Below are 25,541 nucleotides of genomic sequence, written 5' to 3' on the forward strand. Positions count from 1 at the left end.
CGGCTGCACCTGAGCGCCGACGATTGCCCGACGCCACCCCCGCGGGCGCCGGTTGGCGCGCGCCGGTGACTTTTTTTCCTTCGCCTGGCAACGGCCAGGCCCACCATCCAACCACAGGAGCAATGGATGACCGCAGAGTACAAGGTGAACGGCGATGTGGCCGTGATCACGCTGAAGAATCCGCCCGTCAACGGGCTGAGCTACGCCACGCGGCTGGGCATCTCGAAGGGGCTGGACCAGGCCCTGGAAGACGCCAACGTCAAGGCCGTCGTCATCACCGGTGAGGGCAAGGCCTTCTGCGGCGGCGCCGACATCACCGAGTTCGGCACCGCCAACGCGGGCAAGCAGCCCGGGTTGCACCCCATCATGCGGACCATCGAGCTGTTTCCCAAGCCCGTGGTGGCCGCCATCCACTCCGTGGTGATGGGCGGTGGTCTGGAGCTGGCGTTGAGCTGTCACTACCGCGTGGTGGCGCCAGGCACCCAGGTGGCCCTGCCTGAAGTCAAGCTGGGTCTGCTGCCCGGCGCCGGCGGCACGCAGCGCCTGCCGCGCGTGCTGGGCGTGGAGGCCGCCGTCAACATGATCGTCAACGGCTCCATCGTGCCCAGCGAGGTGCTGGCCAAGGCGCCTGGCCAGAAGCTGTTCGACAAGTTGACCGCCACGGCCGCGTCGCTGATGGACGAGGCCACTGCGTTTGCGCGTGAAGCCGCGGCCAAGCCCGGCCCCTACCCGATGGTGCGTGACCTGCCCTGCAAGCACCCCCAGGGCGAGGCCTATTTCGGCTTTGCCGAACAGATGGTGGGCGGCATGGCCAAGAACCTGCCGGCCCCCATGAACAACCTGTTGGCCGTGAAGGCGGCCACCACCAGCGCCACGTTCGACGAAGGCATGCGCCGCGAGCGCGAGCTGTTCGAGCAGCTGATGGCCTCGCCCGAATCGCGTGCCCTGCGCCACCTGTTCTTCGCCGAGCGCGCGGCCGCCAAGATCCCCGACGTGCCGAGCGACACGCCCGTGCGCGAGATCAAGTCGGTGGGCGTCATCGGTGCCGGCACCATGGGCGGCGGCATCACGATGAACTTCCTCAACGTGGGCATCCCGGTCAGCATCCTCGAAACCAAGCAGGAAGCGCTGGACAAGGGCCTGGCCACCATCCGCAAGAACTACGAGGCGCAGGTCAAGAAGGGCAAGCTCAAGCCCGAGGTGTACGAGCAGCGCATGGCCTTGCTCACGCCCACGCTGGACTACGCCGCGCTGAAGGACGTGGACCTGGTCATCGAGGCCGTGTTCGAAGACCTGGGCGTCAAGGAAACGGTGTTCAAGAAGCTGGACGAGGTCTGCAAGCCCGGTGCCATCCTGGCCTCCAACACCTCCACGCTGGACGTGAACAAGATCGCCGACTTCACGAAGCGTCCCCAGGACGTGGTGGGCCTGCACTTCTTCAGCCCCGCCAACGTGATGAAGCTGCTCGAGGTGGTGCGCGGCGACAAGACCGGCAAGGACGTGCTCGCCACGGTCATGAAGCTGGGCAAGACCATCAAGAAGACGGCCGTGGTCTCGGGCGTGTGCGACGGCTTCATCGGCAACCGCATGGTGGCCAAGTACAGCGCGCAAGCCCACCTCATGATGGAAGAGGGCGCCACGCCGCAGCAGGTCGACAAGGCGATCGAGAAGTTCGGTTTCGCCATGGGCCCGTTCCGCATGGGTGACCTGGCCGGTGGCGACATCGGCTGGGCGATCCGCAAGCGCCGCATCGCCGAGGGCCTGCTGCCCAACGTGCCCAGCATCGCCGACAAGGTGTGCGAGCTCGGCCGCTTTGGTCAAAAGACCAGCGCCGGCTTCTACGACTACGCACCGGGCCAGCGCGACCCCATCCCGAGCGCGGTGGTGGGCCAAATCATCGACGACTACCGCAAGGAGCACGGCATCACGCCGCGCAAGATCAGCGACGACGAGATCGTGCAGCGCCTGGTGTTCGCCCTGGTCAACGAAGGCGCCCGCATCCTCGAAGAGGGCATCGCCAGCAAGTCCAGCGACATCGACATGATCTACCTGACGGGCTACGGCTTCCCGATGTTCCGCGGTGGCCCCATGCACTATGCCGGCGAGGTGGGCCTGTACAACGTGCAAGAGGCCATGAAGCGTTTCGCACGCAACCCCAAGGCCGATCCGAAGTTCTGGGAGCCCGCACCGCTGATCCAGAAGCTGGTGGCCGAAGGCAAGACCTTCTCCTGATCGACGGCCTCCCATCAAACGCAGTATGCGTGTGTTGCCGTTCAGCAGTGAACGGCAACTGGTTGATACCCCGTGGTGATGCCGCGGACACGCAGCGCAACGCATTCAAGGAACATTCATGACATCCGCATTGATCGTCTCAACCGCGCGCACCCCGTTGGCCAAGAGCTGGAAGGGCGCCTTCAACATGACGCACGGCGCCACGCTGGGCGGCCATGCCGTGCAGCACGCCGTGCAGCGTGCCGGCATCGACGGCGCCGAGGTCGACGACGTGATCATGGGCTGTGCCACGCCCGAGGGCGCGACCGGCTCCAACATCGCGCGCCAGATCGCCCTGCGCGCCGGCCTGCCGGTGACCGTGTCGGGCCAGACCGTGAACCGCTTCTGCTCGTCGGGCCTGCAGACCATCGCCCTGGCCGCGCAGCGCATCATCGCCGGCGAGGCCGACGTCTATGTGGCCGGCGGCGTCGAAAGCATCTCGTGCGTGGCGCCCCATGCCAACAAGCACATGATCGTCGACCCCGAGCTCAAGGCCATGAAGCCTGAGATCTACTGGAACATGCTGCAAACGGCCGAGCAGGTGGCCAAGCGCTACAACATCGGCCGCGAGGCCATGGACGAGTACGGCGCCGGCAGCCAGCAAAAGGCGGACGCCGCGCTCAAGGCCGGCCTGTTCAAGGCCGAGATCGCGCCCATCACCGTGACCGCCGGCGTGGTGGACAAGAACCTGGGCCTGATCACCAAGCAGGTCACGGTCGAGCACGACGAAGGCATCCGCGCGGGCACCACCGTGGAAGGCATCCGCGGCATCCGCCCCGCCATTCCCGGTGGCGTGGTGGCGGCGGGCAACGCCAGCCAGTTCTCGGACGGCGCAGGCGCCTGCGTGCTGGTCAGCGAAAGCTACGCCAGCCAGAAGAACCTCAAGCCGCTGGGCCGCTTCCTGGGCTTTGCCGTCGCCGGTTGCGAGCCCGACGAAATGGGCATCGGCCCCGTGTTCGCCGTGCCCAAGGTGCTCAAGAAACTCGGCCTCACGGTGAACGACATCGACCTGTGGGAGCTGAACGAAGCCTTCGCCGTGCAGGTCATCTACTGCCGCGACAAGCTGGGCATTCCGGCCGACCGCCTGAACGTGAACGGCGGCGCCATCGCCGTGGGCCACCCCTATGGCGTGTCGGGCCAGCGCCTGACCGGCCATGCGCTGATCGAAGGCAAGCGCCGTGGCGCCAAGCGCGTGCTGGTGACCATGTGCATCGGCGGTGGCATGGGCGCCGCCGGCGTGTTCGAGGTGCTCTGAAGCCGGCCTGCGCCTGAGTGCCCACGCGTCCCTTCGGTGGGCGCGTGATGCGCTTCAGGTGCACCGCCTTGAGTCGAGGTCCGATGCCAGTATGCAGAAGTTGCCGTTTTGGAATGAACGGTGGACCCTGCATACTGGCATTGTTTTTGGATGCCACCCGGCCGCTTGAACGAGGCCGGATCGCCCACGACGGCGTCGCGGTGCTTGCGGCCCGGCAGTGGCCCGGCGCGCTGCGGCCCAGGCCGTGCTCTGGCGTGGGCGCCGAACGGGCTGAACGCCGACGCCCGCGCGGGGTTTGTTCCTGATGCGCTTGTCGCGCAGCCCGTGCGATGGGCGATCGGCCGACCGCGCGTTGCAGCCTGGCGTTGTGACTGCCGGGCGTCCCGCTGCAGTCGGCGCCACCTTGCAGCCGGCGCCACGCGCAGCCAGGCGTCGCGTCAGGTCATGACGGCGTGTCACACATCGCCGGGCGTCCTGACGCACACTCGCAGCTTTTCATTTGCATGACGTGCCCATGATTCGCCTCACCCCTTTGTTGCTGGCCCTTGCGCTGTCGGGCGCTGCCACCACCAGTTTTGCCCAGACCACCATGGAACCCACCTCGAGCACCGAGCGATCGGCTCATCCCACCCTGCAACTCGAAGCCAGCGCCAGCCGCCAGGTGCCCGAGGACACCGCCTGGGCGCTGTTCGCCGTCGAGCGCGAGGCCAAGGACCAGGCCACGGCGCAGCAGCAGGCCCAGGCCGCACTGGCCGAAGTTGTGGCGCTGGCCCGCAAGGCTGGCCAGCTCGATGTGCGCACCGAGGGCATGTACACCTCGCCCATCTACGCGCCCAAGGGCGACAAGGTCACGGGCTGGCGCTCGCACCTCGAGCTGCGCATCGAATCGACGCAGACCGGCCAGGTCGCGCAGACCGCCAGCGCCTTGATGGACAAGGCGCGGCTGCAGGGCGCGGGCTTTTTCCTGTCGACGGCCAAGCGCCAGGAGGCCGAGCGCGAGCTCATCGGTGCGGCCGTGCAGGAGTTCCAGCTCAAGGCCCAGACCACGGCCAAGGCCCTGGGCTTTGCCAGCACCTCGTACAAGAACGTGGCCCTGCAGCAGCCGCAGATGGCGCAGCCCATGTCGACGCGCATGTTCAAGGGCGCACGCGCCGAAGCCGATGGCGCACCGGCTGAGCCGCTGACCCTGGAGCCCGGCAAGACCGAGGTGTCGGTGTCGGTCAGCGGGACCGTGAACCTGCTGCGCTGATCGGTGGCGTGGGTGGCCTGCTGCAGGGTCAGCGCGCCGCCCATGGTCACTGCGCCGCCACCGGCGTGCAAAAGCCGAGGTGTGTGCCGGCCGGTCACATCGCCCAGGGGCGTTGGCGGTGCCGCGCCCGGCGCCGACCCGGTCCGGGATGGCGCGGTGGCGGGCCTGCAGTGGAAGGTGCGTGGGCAACCGGCTCTGCGCAGACCGCTGCAGGGCGGTGATCCTGTCGGTCCGCTGCACCCAGGCGCTGTTTTTGAGGCGTGGGGTATGACCTGTTTGCCGTTGATTCAGAAACGGTGAGGGCTGCATACTCTGGTGTCTGAATGCTGACAGCCACAGTGCCAGGGCAGCAGCCCGGCGTGCACGCGCTGGCCTGACCGGCGATGGGCGGCCGCCCCCACCGGCGCGCACCGCCTTCGCGTGACCCCCTCCAACGCCAACGGGCGTGCCGCTTTCGGCGGCACGCCCGTTGATCTGGTGTTCAACCTCAGCGGCGCTGGCCGGCCAGGCGGCGCACCACGGTCACCAGCTGGTCGATTTCGTCGAACGTGTTGTAGAAGGCCAGCGAGGGCCGGACGGCCGTTTCCACGCCAAAGCGGCGCAGGATGGGCTGGGCGCAGTGGTGACCCGTGCGCACGGCAATGCCCTCGGCGTTCAGGGCCTGGCCGACTTCATCCGTGGTGTAGCCCGCCAGGGTGAAGGACAGCACGCTGGCTTTGCCCGGCACGGTGCCGATCAGGCGCAGGCCCGGGATGCTGCCCAGCTGCTGCATGCCGTAGTCGACCAGCGCGTGTTCGTAGCGGCTGATGGTCGCGATGCCGATGCGCTCCACGTACTCCAGGGCGGCGCCCAGGCCCACGGCGTCGGCGATGTTGCCGGTGCCGGCTTCGAAGGTGTTGGGCAGCGGCTGGAACACCGTTTTCTCGAAGGTGACGTCGGCAATCATGTTGCCGCCGCCTTGCCAGGGGGGCATGGCCTCCAGCACCTCGCGCCGGCCCCAGAGCACCCCGATGCCGGTGGGCGCGAAGATCTTGTGGCCCGAGAAGACGAAGAAGTCGGCGCCGATGTCCTGCACGTCGACCGGCGTGTGGGCGATGGATTGCGCCCCGTCGACCAGCGTGGTGATGCCGCGCTGGCGTGCCAGCTGCACCACGTCCTTCACCGGCACCACCGTGCCCAGCACGTTCGACACGTGGCCGATGGCCACGAGCTTGGTGCGGGCGTTGAGCAGCTTCTGGTACTCGTCCAGGCGGATCTGGCCCTGCTCGTCCACGGGGATGACGCGCAGCTTCGCGCCCTTGGCCTGAGCGAGCTGCTGCCAGGGCACGATGTTGGCGTGGTGCTCCAGGTGGCTGACGATGATCTCGTCGCCTTCGCCCACGTTCTGCCCGCCCCAGGCCTTGGCCACCAGGTTGATGGCCTCGGTGGTGCCGCGCACGAAGATCACCTCGCTCACCTCGGGCGCATGGATGAAGCGGCGCACGACCTCGCGCGCGTGCTCATAGGCGTCGGTGGCGCGGCCGGCCAGCGTGTGGGCCGCGCGGTGGATGTTGGAGTTCTCGTGGGCGTAGAAGTGGGCGATGCGCTCGATCACCTGCCGCGGCTTGTGCGTGGTGGCGGCGTTGTCCAGCCACACCAGGGGCTTGCCGTTCACGCGCTCAGCCAGGATGGGGAAGTCGCGCCGCACGGCGTTCACGTCGAAACCCGGGTGGCGGTCGGCCTGGGCCTGGGGCAGGTCGGTTGGCGCCGTGCCCTGCGGATGGGGCTTGGCCGGCGTGACAAAGCCGTTGGGCAGCGTGACGTCCACGAAGTAGAACCGGGGCTCGGGGCTGGCCGTGGCTGCGGCCGGCGCTGCCGGGGTGGGCGGCTGGACCAGCGGCACGGTGGCCGTGGGCGCCAGGGCTGCCGTGGCGGCGTGGGCCAGGGCCTCCAGCCCATCGGCGGGCGCGGTGGGTGTCGCGGGCACGGGCTGCGCCACGCCGGGCTGGCCGAAGGCCGGGTTCACGAAGTAGTACGGCGAGGCCGAGTTGGCGTCGCCCGCCGACGCGTGCGAGGCCAGTGCAGGCGCGGGGCCCGCGGCACCGACCGCCTGCGGCACGCCATCGGTGGCGCTGGCCAGCCGGGGCTCGTAGCCGGGCAGGGCGGCAAAAGGCAGGTCGGGCACGCCGTTGCCCGCCGGGGCGTGGGGCAGCAGGGCCGGCGCGCGGTTGACCAGCGTCAACACCTGGGCGGGGTTGCTGGGCAACAGGTTGGTGCCGGGCAGCTGGCCTTGCGGCAGGGGTGTGCCGGGCAGGTTGGGCGACAGGCCCACAGGGCTGGCCAGCGGGGAGCCCGGCGGGGCGGGGTTGCTGGCCGGCTGGACGCCGAACGGCTTGGCGGGCGGCGAGGCGTGCGAGGTGGCGGACGGCGCCGCCTGCAGGCTGCCCGGTGCGGGCGCGCCCGCAGGTGATTCGCCGGGCAGCGCCCGGAACAGGGACGAGGCCAGTTGCGCAAGGGCCGCCGCGTCCAGCGGGCCGGGGTCGCCAGGCGGCTGCCAGCCGGTGCCGGGCAGCGCCAGCCCGTGCGGGCTGGTCGGCTGAGGAGGGGTGAAACTCAAGTCCGACTCCGTCGCTTACTTGTAGGTGTCCAGCACCGAGTAGTCGTGGTACTTGCCGATTTCGACGTCGTCGAGCACGGCCAGCGCGTCGGGCGTCAGCACGGCCAGCGAGCAGTACAGCGAGATCAGGTAGCTGGCGATGGCGTGGTTGTTGATGCCCATGAAGCGCACCGACAGGCCGGGGCTTTGTTCGCCGGGCAGGCCGGGCTGGAACAGGCCGACCACGCCCTGGCGCCGGTCGCCCACGCGCAGCAGCAGGATCTTGCTCTTGCCGTCGGCCACGGGCACCTTGTCCGAGGGGATCAGCGGCACACCGCGCCAGGTGATGAACTGCGAGCCGAACAGGCTCACGGTGGGCGGCGGCGTGCCGCGGCGCGTGGCTTCGCGGCCAAAGGCGGCGATGGTCAGCGGGTGCGCCAGGAAGAAGGCAGGCTCTTTCCAGACCTTGGTCAGCAGCTCGTCCAGGTCGTCCGGCGTGGGCGCGCCGGTCAGCGGGAAGATGCGCTGCTCGTCCGCGACCTGGGCCAGCAGGCCGTAGTCGGGGTTGTTGATGAGCTCACTCTCCTGGTTCTCCTTGATCGTCTCGATCGTCAGGCGCAGTTGCTCCTTGATCTGGTCGTGCGGGCTGCTGTAGAGGTCGGAGATGCGCGTGTGCACGTCCAGCACGGTGGACACGGCATTCAGGAAGTACTCGCGCGGGCGCTCTTCGTAGTCCACAAAGGTGCGTGGCAGCTGGTTTTCTTCTTCCCGGGCGGTGCAGGTGACCTTGATCGCCTCGGGGTTCTTCACCTGGTTCACGCGGTAGATGCCGGCCTCGACCGGGGCCCACTGCAGCAGGTGCGTGAGCCAGCGCGGCGTGATGGTGGCGAGTTGCGGGGCGGTCTTGGTGGCATTGGCCAACTGACGGGCTGCGTTGTCGCCCAGGGCGGTGGTTCCGCCAACGGTTGCGGTCATGAAAACTCTCTGTGAAGGGATGGAACGGCGCGAGCAGTCTCGCGGCCGGGGAGCACGGCTTCAACCGGCTATCGCCATCAAGCGCGCCTGGTTGGCATGGCGCCGGCTGGCGATGGTTTCGCCGCAGGCCATGAGTTCGGTGGGCCGCAGCTGCATGGCGTGCGCCAGCTTCTGCAGCGTGAGCAGCGAGGGCACGACCTGGCCGCGCTCGATCTCGCCGATGTAGCAGCGGTTGAGGCCGGCGTGCTCGGCCAGCAGCTCCTGCGACCAGCCGCGGGCTTCCCGCTGCTGCCGCACGGCCAGGCCAAAGTCGAGCAGGAACTGCACGGCCATGGCTCAGACCACCACGTCTGCCGGCGCTGCCGAGGGGTTGCCGCGGGTGTTGCGTTCGTGCTGCACCGAGGCCTGGTGCACGTGGCTGCCGGCGGGCACGTCGTGCGTGATCCAGACGTTGCCGCCGATGACGGCGCCCGCCCCGATGGTGACGCGGCCCAGGATGGTGGCGCCGGCGTAGATGACGACGTCGTCTTCCACCATCGGGTGGCGCGGCCAGGACTTTTGCAGGTGGCCCTGCGCGTCCTTGGGAAAACGCTTGGCGCCCAGCGTGACGGCCTGGTAGATGCGCACGTTCTTGCCGATGATGGCGGTCTCGCCGATCACCACCCCCGTGCCATGGTCGATGAAGCAGCCCGAGCCGATCTGCGCGCCGGGGTGGATGTCGATGCCGGTTTCGCCGTGCGCCAGCTCGGCCAGGATGCGCGCCAGCAGCGGCAGGCCCTGCACATACAGCTCGTGCGCCAGCCGGTGGTGGATCAGCGCCAGCACGCCGGGATAGCTCAGCACCACCTCGTCCACGCTGCGCGCGGCCGGGTCACCGTGGTAGGCCGCCAGCACATCGGTGTCCAGCAAGCGCCGCAGCCCGGGCAGGGTGCCGGCAAAGCGGCGGATGGCTTCGCCCGCCTGGGCGTCGATGTCGGGCGTGTTCTGGGCGAACAGCCGGTTGCGAAAGCGCAACTCGTTGCCGGCCTGCGCGGCCAGGGTCTGCAAGGCCTGGCTCAGCGTGTGGCCGACGTAGAAGTCTTCGTTTTCCTGGCGCAGGTCGGGCGGACCCAGGCGCAGCGGGAACAGCACGCCGCGCAACTGCGCCGCCACCTGCGCGATGGCGTCGCGCGAGGGGAATTCGCGGTTGGCGAAATCGTGCCGCTCCTGGCGCTCGCGCCAGGACTCGCGCACGCCGCGCAGCTCGTCAACGACATCGGCAATGGTCATCTCAAACATCGTGGGCTCCCTGCGGGGTGGGGGTCAGTCCTGGGTCCAGGGCAGGCCGTAGTAGCGCCAGCCGTTGAAGTGGCCACGCTGCTGCGCATCGTCCAGATCGCCTTCAAAGCCTTCGCTCACGTTGAACACGTGGGTCAGGCCAGCCTGCGCGGCGACCTCGGCCGCCAGGGCTGAGCGTTTGCCGCTGCGGCACAGCAGCAGCAGCGCGCCCTGGTCGGCGTGCTTGGCGGCCAGCGCCGCCAGCTCGCGGGCAAAGCGCGGGTTGCGCGTCAGTGAGGTGCCGGTGGCCCAGGGCAGGTGCAGGCTGCCGGGCACGTGGCCGACGAACTTGCGTTCTTCGGCCGAGCGCACGTCCACCAGCAGCGCGTGGCCGCGTTGGACGAGCTGCCAGGCCACGGTGGGCTCGACGCTGCCGGCATGCGGCAGTTGCTGGGCCTGGGCCGACTCGCGGGCGGCCTGCAGTTCGGGGATCTCGGTGAGGGTGGTGGTGCTCATGGTGTTGTGGTGTGGTGTTCAGGAGGACACACCCACAATGTAGAAAGCGCACCAGCGATGAAGAACGAATAAAAACACCCACCCATATGCAGAAGACAGATATGACTGCTTTCGGGTGAACGGGGAGGACTCAGGTCGCGGCCTGGAGGGCACTGAGCGAGGCGATGTCGTCGATGCCCCTGGGGCTGGACTGGCCGGGTGTGCGAGCTGGCTCCTGCCTTGGCTGCGGCATGCGCGCACCGCGGCCGAAACCGTCAGCCGATCAGCGAGCGCGTGCCCGCCCCATGACGCGTATCGAGCACCTGCGGCCCCTCGAACCACGGGATGGCCCGCGAGATGCCTCGGGGAGGGCACGGCCCACCGCTGACGGCGCGTGGCGAAGTTGGCGAGCCGCAGGCGCAGGAGGGGCAAGCGGCCGTAGGTCGAGGCGCGTTTGCGATTCGGCGGGCCTCATGACGAGGCGGGCGACCTCGCTCAGGCGCGGCGGCCGTCAGCGCCCCGCCTGGGCAGCCTGTTCACTCCAGATCAGGTGATGTGTCATGGAGTATGGTGCCACTGCCGTTTCAAATACATCGGCAAGGGGTGGATACTCCATTGAGGGTAGCGCCGGACGCCGGCGCAGACCGCTCAAACACTGCGGCTGCGTGCCAGCGGCGGGTTTTTGGCGAAGTAGGTGCGCAAGCCCTTCATGATGCCGTCGGCGATCTGGTCCTGGTATGCCGCCGTGCGCAGCTTGGCTTCTTCGCCCGGGTTGCTGATGAAGGCCGTCTCGACCAGGATGCTGGGGATGTCGGGCGACTTGAGCACGGCAAACCCGGCCTGTTCGACGCGGGGTTTGTGCAGGCGTGCGAAGCCGCCGATCTCGTTCAGCACATGGCTGCCCAGCTGCAGGCTGTCGCGGATCTGCGCGGTGGTGCTCATGTCCAGCAACGCGCTTTGCACGTGGCGGTCTTGCGAGTTGACGTTGACGCCGCCGATCAGGTCGGCCTCGTTTTCCTTGTTGGCCAGCCAGCGTGCGGCCGAGCTGGTGGCGCCGCGCTGGCTCAGCGCGAACACGCTGGCGCCGTTGGCCTGTGGGTTGGTGAAGGCGTCGGCGTGGATGCTGATGAACAGGTCGGCCTGCACCGAGCGCGCCTTGGACACCCGCGTGTTCAGGGGCACGAAGAAGTCGGCGTCGCGCGTCATGAAGGCGCGCATGGGGTTGCCGTTGATGGTGGCGGCGTTGATGCGCTGGCGCAGGCGGTGCGCAATCTGCAGCACGATGTCTTTTTCGCGCGTGCCATTGGGCCCGATGGCGCCCGGGTCTTCGCCGCCATGGCCGGGGTCGATGGCGACGATGATCAGCCGGTCGGTGCGCGATTTGCCGCGCGAGGACTGCAGGCCGGTGGCGCTGGATTCGCCGGCCGCCAGCTCGATGGGCGAGGGGGGGCGTTTGCTGGGCGCGGGCGGGCGCGGCGCCGGTGCCGGCGGCCGCGGCCTCGGCGCAGGGGAGGGGGCCGTGCCCGCCACCACGACGGCGGCGCTGCCGGTCTGCTTGGCGATCAGCTCGCCCAGCGGGTCTTCGCCCGCCGAGGCGCCGGGGGCCTGCAGCCCCGCGCCGGTGCCCGGCCGCAGGTTGGCCGTTTCGGTGACGTTGGCGCTCGGGGCCAGCGGGTCGCGCATGCGGTCGGCGATCAGCTGCTCCAGCGGGTCGGCCGGCCGGCTGGGGTACAGGTCGAACACCAGGCGGTGCTTGTAGGCCGCCACCGGCTGCAGGGTGAACACCTGGGGTTTGATGGACTGCTTGAGGTCGATCACCATGCGCACGACCTCGGGGGCGTTCTGGCCCACGCGGATGCCGCTGATGTTGGGGTCGTCGGCCTGGACCTTGCCCACCAGCTCGCGCAGCTCGGGGCTGAGCTGCAGGCCGTGGATGTCCACCGCCAGCCGGTTCGGCGATTCGATCACCTGGTGCGAGGCCTGCAGCTTGGTGTCCGACTCGATGGTGACGCGGGTGTAGTCCTCGGCCGGCCAGATGCGCACGGCCACGATGCTGGCGCCCCAGGCCAGCTGGCCGGCACCCAGCAGCAGCACCAGGCTGCCGCCTTGCTGCAGCAGTCGGCGCCGCTGCGTACTGGTGGGTTGGTCGGCGGCCTGGAGCCGGGCGGCGGGGGCGTGGTCTTGGGGCCGGCTGCTCATGCGCGCACCTGCTCAAGCATGGCGAGTCCGGTGGGGGTGCCGGCACGCAAATGCACCTGGCGGGTGTCGTCGTCTAGGGTCAGGATGTGCATGTCGAGGTCGGCGGTGGGCAGGGCGCCAGCCGCATGTTCTGGCCATTCCGCGACTTTGAGGCCCGGGGTGGCAAACAGTTCACGAAAACCGGCATCTTCCCACTCGCGCGGGTCGGTGAAGCGGTAGAAATCAAAGTGCCAGATGGCCAGATCGCCCGCTTCGTGCGGCTCCACCACGGCATAGGTCGGGCTTTTGATGCGGCCTTGCACGCCCAGGGCGCGCAGCAGCAGGCGCACGAACGTGGTCTTGCCGGCCCCCAGGTCGCCATGCAGGGCGATGAAGGCGTTGCGCACGGCGGCGGTGGCGGCCAGCCGGCTGGCGAAGGCCTGCGTGTCGGCCTCGGTGCGCCAGGCGAGCGACAGCGACGCGTCGGCCGAAGCGCTGGGGCTGCTTTTTACAATCGGGGGGTGGTTGACACTCACGTTTCACACCTTGCTGTCCCGCCGTTTGACCCGCATCGCTTCGTGGATCAGGTGGCCGGCTGGGCGAAAGACCTTGGATTCTCGCAAATCGGCGTGGCCGGCATTGATCTGCACACCGCCGAGGCGGGCTTGCAGGCCTGGCTGGCCCAAGGATTTCACGGCGACATGGCCTACATGGCGGCCCATGGCCTGAAGCGCGCGCGGCCGGCGGAGCTGGTGCCCGGCACGGTGAGCGTCATCAGCGTGCGCATGAACTACCTGCCGCGCGCAGCGCTGCAAGCGGCAGATGGGGCCGCGCTGGCCGGCCAACCCACGTCGCCGGTGGCCGAGGCGAATGACCTGGCCGCTGTGCCGTCAACCGTGGCCATGCCTGCCGCCACCGCTGCCGCAGGCGCGACGACCGGCTGGCGCCAGCGCGAATGGCAGAGCCTGCAGGCGCCGGGCGACGGCGTGGTCTCGCTCTATGCCCGGGGGCGCGACTACCACAAGGTGGTGCGCAACCGCCTGCAGCAGCTGCAGCGCCGCATGGCCGAGCAGCTGGGGCCCTTCGGCCACCGCGTGTTCTGCGACTCGGCCCCGGTGCTCGAGGCCGAGCTGGCCACGCGGGCCGGGCTGGGCTGGCGCGGCAAGCACTCGCTGGTGCTCAGCCGCGATGCCGGCTCGCTGTTTTTCCTCGGCGAGCTGTTCGTCGACCTGGCGCTGCCGGCCACGTCGGCACAAGCTGGCCATTGCGGGCAGTGCACGTCCTGCATCACGTCCTGCCCCACGGGCGCCATCGTCGCGCCGTACCGGGTCGATGCCCGGCGCTGCATCTCCTACCTGACCATCGAGCACGCGGGCCCGATAGACCCCGCCCTGCGGCCACTGGTGGGCAACCATGTCTACGGTTGCGACGACTGCCAGCTGGCCTGCCCCTGGAACAAGTTCGCCCAGGCCAGCGACCTGCCCGACTTCGACGCCCGACCCGACCTGCAAGCCGGCCAGCTGGTGCGCTGGATGCAGTGGGACGAAGCCGAGTTCCTGCGCCTAACCGAGGGCAGCCCCATCCGCCGCATCGGCCATGCCCGCTGGCTGCGCAACGTGGCGCTGGTGATGGGCAACGCCGCCTCGGCGCCGCTGACGACCACCCAGCGGCGCGATGTCGTGCAGGCCCTGGCGCGCTGGCAGGACCACGCCGACCCCGTGGTGCGCGAGCAGGTGGCCTGGTCGCTGGCGCGGCATGGTGCGGATGCCGGCCCGGGCGACCGCTGATCCGCAGGGCTGCGCATCGAGCGGCGCACCTGCGCGGCGGCTCGACGTTCAAGGGCCACGGCATCGGGCGCAGCCAGGTCGAGGATGCCTTCCTCGACTCGGCTGAGGGTGATGACGGCATGGAAGGGGGCGGGCGATGGCCCGCTTCTCGTCAAGCGGTCAGGTCCCGGTCCCCGCGGGTAACGTTTTTTCGCCCCTGGTGCTTGCGAGCCTGTGTCTGGTCTCTGCGCAAGCCTTTGCTCAATGGCAATGGGTCGGCAGCGACGGCCGCAAGGCGTTCAGCGACCGTCCGCCGCCAGCGGATGTGCGTCACAGGTAAGGTGGATGATGTTGATGGAGTACGACCGAATTCCCGTTTTTTAAAAAACGAAGACGAGCCCATACTCCAGAATTCATGGCTGGGCTTGAACCAGCCATCCACCGTCAACGGGGCAGCTGTCCCAGCACCCCCAACGCAAACGGCAGGCTCAGCATGCCCAGCAGGGTGGACAGCGTCACCAGGCCGGCCACGAAGGGGCCGTTGTAGCCCATCTTCACCGCCAGCACATAGCAGCTCGACGCCGTGGGCACGGCTGAAAAGGCCAGCAGCACCGTGGTCTGCGTGGTGTCCAGCTGCAAGGCCCAGGCCAGCAACCAGGCCGTCACGGGCAGCAACAGGTGGCGAATCAGCAGCATGGACACGGCCAGCGCCTTGGCCTTGGCCAGGGACGCGAACTGCATGCCCGCGCCCGCGGCCATCAGCCCCAGCGCCAGCGAGGCGGCGCCGATGCGCGTCACCGTGGGCTCGAGCAGGGCCGGCATGCGAAAGCCGGCCAGGTTGGCCGCCAAGCCCAGGGCCGTGGCGATGATGAGCGGGTTGCGCACCAGCTCGCGCACAAAGCCGGTGTTGCGCCCCCGCGCCATGGGCCACACGGCCGAGATGTTCACCAGCGGCACGTAGATGCCGACGAGGATGGCCATCATGAGCTGGCCCTCCGCCCCCGCGATGGGGCCGCTGATGGCCAGCGCGATGAAGGAGTTGAAGCGGAACGCCACCTGCGCCGTGCCCGCCCAGTCGTGCCGGTCGATGTGCGGTTTCAGCCCCGGCAGGTGCGGCACCGCGTAGGCCAGCGCCGTGCCGATCACGGCCAGGGCTACGCCGGCCGCGATGAGGTTGGCGGCCGCCTGCAGGTCGATCGGGCTTTTGACCACCGAATGAAACAGCAGCACCGGAAACAGCAGGTAATACACCAGGGTCTCGGCGGCCTGCCAGATGGGGCGGTTCAAGGCCGTGTAGCGGCACAGCAGGTAGCCCAGCGCGATGAGCGAGAAATCGGGGAACAGCAGGGCGGGGTAGTTCACCCGCGCAGCATAGCCGCTGCCTGAGCAGGCGCCCGACCCGCGTGTCGCCCAGCCACCGGGGCCGGCACCGTGGGCGATCCGCTGTCAGGCGCAGCGCGCGGGGGCTGCTGATCGGGCCGGATTCAGCGGCGCTGTGGTGTCGGCGTGCGCAGCCGGGGTGGCGGGCTTGGTGTGGGCGTGCCGGTGTTGCCTGTGCCGGCGCTGGCGCTGGCGCTGCGCCAGGCTGACCCGCAGATGGGGGCAGTCGACTGCCGGCGAAACCGGTGCAGCGCCGGCACGGGGCGTGAAATTCGCCATGCCAACGAGGATTGACCTAGGGTTATCACGGGGGATTCACGGTGTTGATCTGTTGGCTTGACTGCTAGCATCCCGGCACTTGGAATCCCCTGTGTGCGAGGTGCAGGCGGGGCGTTCTTGGCAGCGTCGCGCGTTCACCCACGCGCGTTGGTCACCCGCGCAAATCCACGCGCCCTTGTTCTGGAGATGTTCATGCAACGACGTCATTGTTTGGCCCTGGCTGTTCTGGCCTGCGTGTCCGGTCAGGCCTTTGCCCAGGCCGCTTTTCCCAGCAAACCGATTCGCCTCATCGTGCCGTTTGCGGCCGGCGGGACCACCGACATCATCGCGCGCGTCATGTCCGAACCCATGAGCCGGGCCCTGGGCCAGCAGGTGGTCGTCGACAACAAGGGCGGCGCGGGCGGCATCATTGGCGCCCAGGAAGCCGCGCGCGCCCAGCCTGACGGCTACACCATCAGCATCGCGACGGTGTCCACCACGGCGGCCAACCCTGCCATCAACAAGAAGACCGGCTACGACCCCATCAAGGATTTCGTGGCCGTCAGCAACATCGCCGCCACGCCCAACATCGTCGTGGTCAACCCCAAGTTCGCCGCCAAGGACTTCAAGTCCTTCATGGAACTGATCAAGAAAGAGCCGGGCAAGTATTCCTACGCCTCGTCCGGCACGGGCGGCATCGGCCACATGCAGACCGAGCTGTTCAAGAGCCTGACCGGCCTGGACATGCAGCACATCGGCTACAAGGGCGCCGGCCCGGCGTTGAACGACGTGGTCGCCGGCCAGGTGCCCATCATGTTCGACAACCTGCCGTCGGCACTGCCCTTCATCAAGCAGGGTCAGCTGGTGCCCATCGTCGTGGCGTCGTCCGAACGCGTGAAGGCCATCCCCGACACGCCGACCTTCAAGGAAGTCGGCCTTGAGCCCGTGAACCGCATGGCGTACTACGGCATCCTGGCGCCCAAGGGCACGCCCAAGGACGTGGTGGACAAGCTGCATGCCGCCGTGGTCACCGCCCTCAAGGACCCCGCCGTGCGCAAGCGCATCGAAGACACAGGCTCCATCGTCGTGGGCAACACCCCCGAGCAGTTCGCCAAGCAGATCGAAGCCGAGTACGCCATCTACAAGGAAGTGGTGGCCAAGCAAAAGCTGACGCTGGACTGATCGGACCGCCTCGACGGTCCGCCGAGCTGAAGCGCCACGCCCTGTGGCGCTTTTTTTTGCCCGATGAAGTGAGTCTCCGGTATCGCCGGGACCTGCCCACGCAAAAGCCGCCTCGAGGGCGGCTGCTGGGATTCTGCCCGTGAGCAGGGTTCTGGCTCAGGGCGCTGGTTGCGCGGGCAACCGAAGCGGCACCGCCGGTGCCGCAGCGCCAGGCTGCGGCTGGGCTGTCACTGGTCGGCGAACGCGCGTTCGATGACGAAGTCGCCCGGGGTCTGGGTGTTGCCTTCGTGGAAGCCGCGGTTTTCCAGCAGGATCTTCAGGTCGCGCAGCATTTGCGGGCTGCCGCAGATCATGGCGCGGTCTTCTTCGGGGTTCAGCTCGGGCACGCCCAGGTCGGTGAACAGCTTGCCGGTGGTGATGAGGTCGGTGATGCGGCCTTCGTTGCGGAAGGGCTCGCGCGTGACCGTGGGGTAGTACTTGAGCTGCTCGGTGATCAGCTCGCCCAAGAACTCATGGCGCTTCCACTCGTCGTTGATCTGGTCGTGGTAGGCCAGCTCGTTGACCTGGCGCACGCCGTGCACCAGCACCAGCTCTTCAAACTTCTCGTAGCTTTCCGGGTCGCGGATGATGGACAGGAACGGGGCCAGGCCGGTGCCGGTGGCGAACATGTACAGGCGCTTGCCAGGGCGCAGGTAGTCGCACAGCAGCGTGCCCGTGGGCTTGTGGCCGACGATGACCGAATCGCCCACCTGGATGTTCTGCAGCCTGGACGTCAGCGGGCCGTCGGGCACCTTGATCGACAGGAATTCCAGCGCTTCTTCGTAGTTGGCGCTGGCGATGGAGTAGGCGCGCAGCAAAGGCTTGTTGTTGACCCGCAGACCAATCATGGTGAAGTGGCCGTTGGCAAAGCGCAGGCTTTGACTGCGGGTGGTGGTGAAGCTGAACAGACGGTCGGTCCAGTGGTGCACGGACAACACCTTCTCTTCATCGAATGCGGCCATGAAAGCTCCAAAAAGTGCAGATTCGGTGCGGCTGCGATGGGCCGTCACCGCGGGATTTCCCCGAGAGTTGTTATTCAAGAAGCGCGAGTCTACCCAAAAGTGATATGCATTTGGGTTAGATCAATATGCCCATGATGGCCACAGGCCCACGCCACAGCGCATGGGTGGGCGGGCCTGAAGCAGTACTCGATCAAAAGGCAGTATGAGGTGATTGCCGTTTAAAGAGAAACGGTGATGGCTTGATACTGATCAGAAAATCAAAGTCGGTGAAAAGCTGCGCTGCGCGCGGCCTGCGCTCACGCGTCGGCCATGCCCTGGACCACGAAGCGCACGCGGCGCTGGCCTTTCCAGTCGTCGCTTTCCAGGCGGTAGGCCAGCGTGGCCTGGGCGGGCACGGGCTCTTGCCGGCCGAACCAGATGGCGTCGACGACCTGGCCCTGGTGGCGCAGCTTGAGCGCCAGGTGCCGCTCGCCCACGATGCGCTGGCTGACCAGCTCCAGCGCTTCGCTGAACACCGGGGCGGCAAAGCCCTGGCCCCAGATGGCCTGGTCGAGCAGCTCGGCGATGTCGGCCTGCCGGAACTCGGGCGGCAGCGGCCCGTCGGTGGCCAGGCGCCGCGTCAGCGTGGCGTCGTCCAGCCACTCGGCGGCGATCTCGGCCAGGGTGCGCTCGAAGCGGTCGTACTGGTCCTCGGCGATGGTGCAGCCCGCGGCCATGGCGTGGCCGCCAAAGCGTTTGAGCACGCCGGGCGCGCGCTTGGCGACCAGGTCCAGCGCGTCGCGCAGGTGAAAGCCCTCGATGGAGCGGCCCGAGCCCTTGAGCTCGTGTTCGTGCCCGGGTGCGCCGCTGGGCGCGAACACGAAGCAGGGGCGGTGCAGCTGTTCCTTGAGGCGCGAGGCGACGATGCCGATCACGCCTTCGTGGAAGTCGGGGTCGAACACGGTCACCGCAGGCGGCGGCGCTTCTTCGGGGTCGAACAGCGCGGCGGCGGCGGCCTCGGCCTGCTCGCGCATGTCGGCCTCGATGACGCGTCGCTCACGGTTGATCGCGTCCAGTTTGGTGGCCAGCTCGTGCGCCTGCTGGGGGTCGTCGGTGCTCAGCAGCGTGATGCCCAGCGTCATGTCCGACAGCCGGCCGGCGGCGTTGATGCGCGGCCCCAGCGCAAAGCCGAAATCGAAGGTGCTGGCGCGCCAGGCCTCGCGCCCGGCCACCTGGAACAGCGCCGCCAGGCCGGGCGGCATGTGGCCGGCGCGGATGCGCTTGAGCCCCTGGGCGACGAGGCGGCGGTTGTTGGCGTCCAGCCTGACCACGTCGGCCACGGTGCCCAGCGCGACCAGCGGCAGCAGGGCGTCCAGCTTGGGTTGGGGTATGGCCAGGCTGCCGTTCAAGGGAGAAAGCAACTGGCCGGATACCGCCTGGGAATCGGCTGCGCCGGTGAACACGCCCCGCGCGCGCAGCTCGGCACGCAAGGCCATCAGCACGTAGAACATCACGCCCACGCCCGCCAGGTGTTTGCTGGCAAAGGTGCAGCCAGGCTGGTTGGGGTTGACGATGACCTCGGCCGCGGGCAGCTCGGGGCCGGGCAGGTGGTGGTCGGTGACCAGCACTTGCAGGCCCAGCGCCTGCGCGTGGGCCACGCCGTCGGCGCTGGCGATGCCGTTGTCCACGGTGATGAGCAGGTCAGCCCCCTTGGCCTTGACGCGGTCGGCAATCGCGGGCGTCAGCCCGTAGCCGTCGACGACGCGGTCGGGCACGACGAAGTCGACCTGCCGCGCGCCCAGCATGCGCAGGCCGCGCAGGGCCACGGCGCAGGCGGTGGCACCGTCGCAGTCGTAGTCGGCCACGATGACCAGGCGCTGGTCGGCGGCGATGGCGTCGGCCAGCAGGCGCGCGGCCTCGCGGGTGCCTTGGAGGGTGTCGGGCGGCAGCAGCCGGGTCAGCTTGTCGTCGAGGTCGGCCGCCTGCACGCCGCGCGCGGCATAGAGCTGGGCCAGCAAGGGGTGCAGGCCGGCCTGGGTGAGGGCCCAGGTGGCGCGGGGTGGCGCGTCGCGGGGTTCAAAGCGCATGGCCGCCTCCGGTGGGGTGATCGGCCGAGAGCGGGGCCAACAGCTGCGCCACGCGCAGGGGCTTGAGCCAGCGGGCCAGGCGCGGGCCCAGGCCGGTGGCGGCGGGCACCAGGCGCAGGGCCTGCGTGGCGCCGCAGAAGCCGAGGCTGGGGGGCTGGGCGGTGGGCATGCTGCCTGCCGCGGCCTGCAGGGCGGCCAGTTGCTCGGGCAGCTCGTCATCGAGCGTCAGCCAGGCCTGGGCCCAGGCGGCCTGGCCATCGGCAGCGGCTTGCAACAGGCGGGTATCGATGGGGAGGCTTTGCAGGTTGGACGGAGAGGGGGGCAAACTGCTCAGCATGCCGGCACCATGCAGCCAGACGGCGTTGACGGCAGGGAGGCGGCGCGCGGCCCGGGCGTCGGTGACCGGGTGGGTGTAGAGCAGCATCTGCACCTCGTGGTTCAGCCGCTGCAGCAGGCGGCGGTCGGCGGCGTCCTGCGCGGCGTTGCGCGGCGCCAGCAGGTCGGCGCGCAGCGTGTGGCGCGTGCCCTGGGCCAGGCTCACCCAGGCGGCATGGCGCAGCGCATCGCCCTGGGCGAACCAGCGCAGTGGCGACTCGTAGCAGAGGGCGATGCCGTCTTCGGCGAACAGCGGCGCCAGCGTGGCCAGCAGCGCGCGCGATTCGTCGTCCGACAGCTGCAGCTGCGCCGGGTCGTTCAGCTCGGCGTGGTCCATGTTCAGCTGCACGTGGCAGGGCGTGAACCAGGCGCAGCCCACGCCGGCCAAGCCGCGCGACAGGGCGGCCAGCGGCGGCTGGGCGGGGTCGCCGGGCAGCTGCAGCAGGGTGGCCTGCAGGACTTCGGCCGGGGTGGTGGGGGCGTGCGCATCCTGCGTGGCCGGCGGCAGGGCCTGCCAGCCTTGCAGGGCGCGTTGCAGCCGGGGCAGCGGGGGAATCGCGTCGGGCGCAAAGCAGTCGGCGCCGTCGAGCAGAACGTGGTGAACCATGGCGGCGATTGTCGTGGAGGACGGAGGCTGTCGAGGTGGGCGGGCCTTGCGCCGGGTGGGGCATGGGAGTTGTCGTGCCCAGTGGCCCAGTGGCCCAGTGGCCCAGTGGCCCAGGGAGCGGGCGTCGGCCGCCCGTGCAGACGGCGCCTGACTCGTCAGCGTGCGGGTGCCGGTGTTGCCCCTGGCGCCGGCACGGGCTTGGGCACCGGCGCGGGATCCGTTGACGGCGCCAACACGGCGGCGGCCGAGGGTGCGGCCAGGCGCGTGGCCGACCACGACCAGCGTCGGCCCTGGCGGTTGAGGGCGGTGCCGGTCAGGCGGTCGTGGCCCTGCAGCCGGCCTTCGTAGCGGGCGTAGCCGTCGTTGAAGCTGAAAACCACGCCCTGGGCATCGGCCGACCAGCGGTCGTTGTCCGGTGTGATGTCATTGGGGTTGGATGTGGTGAGGCGGCCCTGTGGTGCGAAGTGCAGCACCTGGGTGTCGCCGTCGTCGTCCTGGTGGTGCCAGCGCGTGTCGGCCAGCGGGTGCGTGGCCAACGCAGCCGGCGCCGGCATGGCGCGCTGGCGCCGCGCATCGGCGGCCCGAAGCTCGGCGGCGGGCGTGACGTTGATCGGCGGGTCGGCCCGGGTGGGCTCGACGGCATCCGCCGGCAGGCTGGCCAGCCAGACCACCGTGCAGGCCAGCCAGGCCAATCCGCGTCGCAGGCTGGCTGAATGTTGGCGTGATGGGGTATGCATGGATTGGCGTTTTGAATGAAACGAGAAATCATGCATACTGCCCATTAGGTGCCTCAATCACCCGTATGCCGCAGCGCCGGGAACAGGATCACGTCGCGGATGCTGGCGCTGTCGGTCAGCAGCATCATGAAACGGTCGATGCCGATGCCGCAGCCACCGGTGGGGGGCATGCCGTATTCCAGCGCGCGCACGAAGTCGGCGTCGTAGAACATGGCTTCGTCGTCGCCACTGTCCTTGGCATTGACCTGCGCCTGGAAGCGCGCGGCCTGGTCTTCGGCGTCGTTCAGCTCGGAGAAGCCGTTGGCCATTTCGCGGCCGGTCATGTAGAGCTCGAAACGCTCGGTCACCTCGGGGCGCGCGTCGTTGGCGCGGGCCAGCGGGCTGATCTCGGTCGGGTGCTCCATGATGAAGGTGGGTTCCCACAGCTTGGCTTCGACTTCTTCCTCGAAGTACATGACCTGCAGCGAGGGCAAGCTGCGCGTGGACAGCCGGTCCTTCTCTTCCGTCAGGCCGAGCTTGCGCAGGGCTGCGATGAGCCAGTCGCGGTCGTCGGCACCGGCGCCGGCCTCGGTGTGGGCCGCGATGGCTTCGCGGATGGTCATGCGCTTGAAGGGCTGGGCGAGGTCCACCGGCTTGCCGGCGTAGCTCAGCTGCTGGCTGCCCGTGGTCTTCTGGGCCAGGTCGCGCATCAGCTGTTCGGTGTAGTCCATCAGGTCCTGGTAGTTCCAGTAGGCCGCGTAGAACTCCATCATGGTGAATTCGGGATTGTGCCGAACGCTGATGCCTTCGTTGCGGAAGCTGCGGTTGATTTCGAACACGCGCTCGAAGCCGCCCACGATCAGGCGCTTGAGGTACAGCTCGGGCGCGATGCGCAGGTACATGTCCTGCTCGAGCGCGTTGTGGTGCGTGATGAAGGGCTTGGCGTTGGCGCCGCCCGGGATGGGGTGCAGCATGGGCGTCTCGACTTCGAGGAAGTCGTGCGCGGTCATGAACTCGCGCAGGGCCGAGAGCGTGCGGCTGCGGGCCGTGAAGCGTGCGCGCGCGTCGCCATCCATGATGAGGTCGACGTAGCGCTGACGGTACTTGGTCTCCTGGTCCTGCATGCCGTGGAACTTGTCGGGCAGCGGGCGCAGGCTCTTGGTCAGCAGGCGGATGCGGGTCACCTTGATCGACAGCTCGCCGGTCTTGGTTTTCATCAGCGTGCCCTTGGCGCCCAGGATGTCGCCCAGGTCCCACTTCTTGAAGTCGGCGTAGACGTCTTCGCCCACGGCATCGCGCGTGACGTAGAGCTGGATGCGGCCCGTGGCGTCCTGCACGGTGGCGAAGCTGGCCTTGCCCATCACGCGCTTGAGCATCAGGCGGCCGGCCACGCTGACGGTGACGGCCTGCGCCTCCAGCGCCTCGGCTTCGGTCTCGCCGTGGGCCGCGATCAGCGCGGCGGCGCGGTGGTCAGGCTTGAAATCGTTGGGGAAGGCGACCTGGCCGCCAGCGGCTTGCACCTCGCGGATGGCCTTGAGTTTGTCGCGGCGCTCGGCGATCAGGCGGTTGTCGTCCTGCTCGGGTGCAGGGGCGGGTGCGGGGGTGGTGTCGGTCATGGTGCCGTGGTGCGAAGAGGCGGGCCAGAGGCCAGCGCACAATGGAGAGGCGCGCCGTGGGCGCAAAACCCGCGATTTTAGGCGCCCGCCTTGGGGCACGTGGCTCAGGCATTTGCTGCGCCGGATGACCCCGCATCGCTGGCTGGCGCCGACCGGTGCATCCCTTTTCGCCGCGGGGCCGCGCGGCCCACGTTCAGGATCAGCCCATGTACACCGCATCGTGCCTGTGTGGCGCCATTGCCCTGGAGATCGACGCCGCCATCGACGCCGTGCAGCTGTGCCATTGCCGCGAATGCCAGAAGGCGCAGGGCGGGGCCTTTGTGGCCGTGGCGCCCGTGCCGCGTGACGCGCTGCGGCTGGTGCGGGGCGCCGACCAGCTGGCGAGCTACTCCGCCAGCCCGGGCAAGCGGCGCGTGTTTTGTCGCGATTGCGGCTCGCCCGTCTACAGCGAGCGGCTGGATGCGCCGCAGACCGTGCGGCTGCGCGTGGGCCTGATCGACGGCCCCCTGGCCGCGCCGGTGGACGGCCACGCGTTCACGCGCGAGCAGGTGTGCTGGTTCCACATCGGCGATGACGCGCCCCGCCATGAGGGGCCGAGGCCGGTCTGAGGGCGCAGGCCTGGGGCAGGCGCAGGTCCCGCTCACGCGGTGCCTGTTTCTGAGCTGCCTGTGCGGCAGTGAGCCCGAGCAGACCAGGCACCCGCTCCATCACCGCCTTTGGCTTGATCGACCACGTCCACCGCAGGCACGCGGATGCAGGTCTGAACTGCCCACGCAGTCGTGAACAGGGTCGGCGCCCTCCGGGCCGGGCGTCACCTGCGGAGCTGCCTCATGCAGCCGTGCACACCAAGCCTCAACGGGGCAGGGCACTCCTCCGCGGTCAATGCGGCTGAGTCGGGGAGGGTGCACCAGCCCGATGGTGGCCCGCTTCGGGGACAATCCGCCGCCATGGATTGGCTTCACCTCTTCGTCCCGATCGCGCTGGCGCATTTCCTGGCTTTGCTGAGCCCGGGACCTGATTTCTTCCTCCTCGTCAAAACCAGCCTGCGGCACTCGGCCCGTGTGGGCCTGGGTGCGGCCCTGGGCATTGCGATGGGCAATGCGGTCTACATCGGCTTGTGCCTGGTGGGCGTAGGTGCTTTGCTCAGCCGCTCGGTGCCCTTGATGATCGGGCTCAAGCTGGCTGGCGGGCTGTTCCTGATGTGGCTGGGCTGGAAGGCCTTGCGTGCGCGCCGGGCCGACTACGCGGCGCTGGCCCAGTCCGACAGCGTGCCGGTGCAAGCCGAGCGCGGCGCCTTCGTGCGCGCCTGGGCCGCTGGCCTGGCCTCGGCCCTGCTCAACCCCAAGAACCTGCTGTTCTACCTGAGCCTGTTCACCGTCGTGCTCACGCCCGGTGTGGGCCTGGGCGTGCAACTGGGGTTGGGGGTCTGGATGACGGCCGTGGTACTGGCCTGGGACGCCGCCATCGTGCTGCTGCTGGCCAAGCCGGTGGTGCGGCGCCGCTTTGCACGGATGGCGTTTGTGCTGGACAAGCTCACCGGCCTGGTGCTGGGTGGCATGGGCACGCGCATCGTGCAGACCGTGTTGGTGCCGGCCAAGGCCGGCACGTGAGGACGCACCGGTGAGGCGCGCTCAGGCGCGCGCGGCCACAGCCTTGCGACGGTAGCCCGCCGCGCCTGCGACCAGCGTGGTCAGCAGTGCCAGGGCTGGCCACGCCAGCGTTGGCACGGCCTTGGGCGCGGCGGTCACTGGCGTGATGGTTTGCGACCAGGTGCCGACGACGCTGTCACCCGGCGTGGCGTAGCCCGTGGTGGGCGTGACGCCCGTGCCGGTGCACTGCGAGCCGATGACCGTTGTGCAGACCATGTTGTCCCGCACCCAGGTGGTCAGGGATCCGGCCAGCATGAGGTGGATGGGCTGGTTCACCGTGTGCGCGGGGCCGGGCGACATCAGGTAGACCTGTGCCGCGGTCAGGGTGCCGCTGGCGTCGGTGCTGACCCAGAAATCGCCGGGTGCTCCGAAGACATTGGCCGAGTTGCTGTTGTTGAAGGTGCGCACGCCATCGCTGAACGACCAGGTGACCGGGTAGCTGGTGCCGGGGCCCACGGGTTCTTCATTCAGGTTGGGCGGCAGGGCGGTGGCCGACGTGATGCTGCCCGTGAGCTGCATGGCGGTGGTGAAGTCGCCGGTGGCCGAGGTGTAGGCGGGCGAGGTGTAGGTGTAGACCGCCTGTGCCCACGCGCCCGTGGTGATGCAGCCGGCCAGCAATGCGAGCGTGGTCAATCGTTTCATGAACTCCTCCTGGGTGGAAAACATCATT

At 68.9% G+C, this 25,541-nt stretch carries 22 protein-coding genes; 8 read left to right on the forward strand and 14 right to left on the reverse strand.

Annotated features, from left to right (window positions below):
* Positions 1-126 precede the first annotated feature (126 nt).
* The 3 genes from CCO03_RS05490 to CCO03_RS05500 all read left to right on the forward strand — a co-directional run bounded on the left by CCO03_RS05490 (position 127) and on the right by CCO03_RS05500 (position 4,775).
* Positions 127-2,232, forward strand: a complete 2,106-nt coding sequence (locus tag CCO03_RS05490; RefSeq protein ID WP_087278290.1) for a 3-hydroxyacyl-CoA dehydrogenase NAD-binding domain-containing protein — start codon at positions 127-129, stop codon at positions 2,230-2,232.
* Positions 2,233-2,350: 118 nt separating this feature from the next.
* Positions 2,351-3,526 (forward strand): acetyl-CoA C-acyltransferase, encoded by a 1,176-nt coding sequence (locus CCO03_RS05495; protein WP_087278293.1) that lies wholly within the window; start codon positions 2,351-2,353, stop codon positions 3,524-3,526.
* Positions 3,527-4,040: 514 nt separating this feature from the next.
* Positions 4,041-4,775, forward strand: coding sequence for an SIMPL domain-containing protein (locus CCO03_RS05500; RefSeq protein ID WP_157667515.1), 735 nt, complete (start codon positions 4,041-4,043; stop codon positions 4,773-4,775).
* 487 nt (positions 4,776-5,262) lie between these two features.
* Here the strand turns inward: CCO03_RS05500 and CCO03_RS05505 are convergent, their stop codons facing one another.
* From CCO03_RS05505 to tsaE, 7 genes are all read right to left on the reverse strand, one after another.
* Entirely contained in the window at positions 5,263-7,326 is a 2,064-nt protein-coding gene (locus tag CCO03_RS05505; protein WP_236904108.1) for a family 2A encapsulin nanocompartment cargo protein cysteine desulfurase, read from the reverse strand.
* 60 nt (positions 7,327-7,386) lie between these two features.
* Positions 7,387-8,325 carry a family 2A encapsulin nanocompartment shell protein gene (locus CCO03_RS05510; RefSeq protein WP_087278299.1) on the reverse strand — a complete coding sequence of 313 codons (939 nt, stop codon included), beginning with the start codon at positions 8,323-8,325 and terminating at the stop codon, positions 7,387-7,389.
* Positions 8,326-8,385: 60 nt separating this feature from the next.
* Complete coding sequence (locus CCO03_RS05515) at positions 8,386-8,658, reverse strand: helix-turn-helix domain-containing protein (RefSeq protein WP_087278305.1); 273 nt, start codon at positions 8,656-8,658, stop codon at positions 8,386-8,388.
* Between the two features lie 3 nt (positions 8,659-8,661).
* Positions 8,662-9,603, reverse strand: coding sequence for a serine O-acetyltransferase EpsC (epsC, locus tag CCO03_RS05520; protein WP_087278307.1), 942 nt, complete (start codon positions 9,601-9,603; stop codon positions 8,662-8,664).
* Between the two features lie 24 nt (positions 9,604-9,627).
* Positions 9,628-10,098, reverse strand: a complete 471-nt coding sequence (locus CCO03_RS05525) for a rhodanese-like domain-containing protein (RefSeq protein ID WP_087278310.1) — start codon at positions 10,096-10,098, stop codon at positions 9,628-9,630.
* Positions 10,099-10,725: 627 nt separating this feature from the next.
* On the reverse strand, positions 10,726-12,276 hold the full coding sequence (locus CCO03_RS05530) for an N-acetylmuramoyl-L-alanine amidase (RefSeq protein ID WP_087278313.1): 1,551 nt from the start codon (positions 12,274-12,276) through the stop codon (positions 10,726-10,728).
* Positions 12,273-12,791 (reverse strand): tRNA (adenosine(37)-N6)-threonylcarbamoyltransferase complex ATPase subunit type 1 TsaE, encoded by a 519-nt coding sequence (gene tsaE / locus CCO03_RS05535; RefSeq protein WP_087278316.1) that lies wholly within the window; start codon positions 12,789-12,791, stop codon positions 12,273-12,275. Before tsaE ends, CCO03_RS05530 begins: the two co-directional genes overlap by 4 nt.
* A gap of 51 nt (positions 12,792-12,842) precedes the next feature.
* Here tsaE and queG point away from each other — a divergent pair, with 51 nt between their 5' ends.
* Together queG and CCO03_RS05545 are read left to right on the forward strand one after the other, a co-directional pair.
* On the forward strand, positions 12,843-14,042 hold the full coding sequence (gene queG, locus CCO03_RS05540) for a tRNA epoxyqueuosine(34) reductase QueG (protein WP_157667817.1): 1,200 nt from the start codon (positions 12,843-12,845) through the stop codon (positions 14,040-14,042).
* Between the two features lie 136 nt (positions 14,043-14,178).
* Positions 14,179-14,361 carry a DUF4124 domain-containing protein gene (locus CCO03_RS05545; RefSeq protein ID WP_087278319.1) on the forward strand — a complete coding sequence of 61 codons (183 nt, stop codon included), beginning with the start codon at positions 14,179-14,181 and terminating at the stop codon, positions 14,359-14,361.
* Between the two features lie 104 nt (positions 14,362-14,465).
* On the opposite strand, the gene CCO03_RS05550 is transcribed toward CCO03_RS05545, so the two are convergent.
* Positions 14,466-15,383 carry an AEC family transporter gene (locus tag CCO03_RS05550; protein ID WP_087278321.1) on the reverse strand — a complete coding sequence of 306 codons (918 nt, stop codon included), beginning with the start codon at positions 15,381-15,383 and terminating at the stop codon, positions 14,466-14,468.
* A gap of 489 nt (positions 15,384-15,872) precedes the next feature.
* Here CCO03_RS05550 and CCO03_RS05555 point away from each other — a divergent pair, with 489 nt between their 5' ends.
* Positions 15,873-16,841 (forward strand): tripartite tricarboxylate transporter substrate binding protein BugE, encoded by a 969-nt coding sequence (locus CCO03_RS05555; RefSeq protein ID WP_087284241.1) that lies wholly within the window; start codon positions 15,873-15,875, stop codon positions 16,839-16,841.
* 227 nt (positions 16,842-17,068) lie between these two features.
* On the opposite strand, the gene CCO03_RS05560 is transcribed toward CCO03_RS05555, so the two are convergent.
* From CCO03_RS05560 to lysS, 5 genes are all read right to left on the reverse strand, one after another.
* Positions 17,069-17,842 (reverse strand): ferredoxin--NADP reductase, encoded by a 774-nt coding sequence (locus CCO03_RS05560; RefSeq protein WP_087278324.1) that lies wholly within the window; start codon positions 17,840-17,842, stop codon positions 17,069-17,071.
* Positions 17,843-18,138: 296 nt separating this feature from the next.
* Entirely contained in the window at positions 18,139-19,908 is a 1,770-nt protein-coding gene (gene recJ, locus CCO03_RS05565) for a single-stranded-DNA-specific exonuclease RecJ (RefSeq protein ID WP_087278327.1), read from the reverse strand.
* Positions 19,898-20,890 (reverse strand): hypothetical protein, encoded by a 993-nt coding sequence (locus CCO03_RS05570; RefSeq protein WP_087278330.1) that lies wholly within the window; start codon positions 20,888-20,890, stop codon positions 19,898-19,900. Before CCO03_RS05570 ends, recJ begins: the two co-directional genes overlap by 11 nt.
* A gap of 155 nt (positions 20,891-21,045) precedes the next feature.
* On the reverse strand, positions 21,046-21,627 hold the full coding sequence (locus CCO03_RS05575) for a hypothetical protein (RefSeq protein WP_157667516.1): 582 nt from the start codon (positions 21,625-21,627) through the stop codon (positions 21,046-21,048).
* A 53-nt stretch (positions 21,628-21,680) separates the two neighbouring features.
* Positions 21,681-23,222: a lysine--tRNA ligase gene (gene lysS, locus CCO03_RS05580; RefSeq protein WP_087278338.1), complete on the reverse strand. Its 1,542-nt coding sequence runs from the start codon at positions 23,220-23,222 to the stop codon at positions 21,681-21,683.
* A 206-nt stretch (positions 23,223-23,428) separates the two neighbouring features.
* Between lysS and CCO03_RS05585 the strand changes: the two genes are divergently transcribed.
* Together CCO03_RS05585 and CCO03_RS05590 are read left to right on the forward strand one after the other, a co-directional pair.
* On the forward strand, positions 23,429-23,830 hold the full coding sequence (locus CCO03_RS05585) for a GFA family protein (RefSeq protein WP_087278341.1): 402 nt from the start codon (positions 23,429-23,431) through the stop codon (positions 23,828-23,830).
* Positions 23,831-24,169: 339 nt separating this feature from the next.
* Positions 24,170-24,832 carry a LysE family transporter gene (locus tag CCO03_RS05590; RefSeq protein ID WP_087278344.1) on the forward strand — a complete coding sequence of 221 codons (663 nt, stop codon included), beginning with the start codon at positions 24,170-24,172 and terminating at the stop codon, positions 24,830-24,832.
* A 21-nt stretch (positions 24,833-24,853) separates the two neighbouring features.
* Here CCO03_RS05590 and CCO03_RS05595 read toward each other — a convergent pair whose 3' ends face one another.
* Positions 24,854-25,513, reverse strand: a complete 660-nt coding sequence (locus tag CCO03_RS05595) for a hypothetical protein (RefSeq protein ID WP_157667517.1) — start codon at positions 25,511-25,513, stop codon at positions 24,854-24,856.
* Between the last annotated feature and the right edge of the window lie 28 nt (positions 25,514-25,541).

This window comes from Comamonas serinivorans (genome assembly GCF_002158865.1).
GTDB lineage: Bacteria > Pseudomonadota > Gammaproteobacteria > Burkholderiales > Burkholderiaceae_C > Comamonas_E > Comamonas_E serinivorans.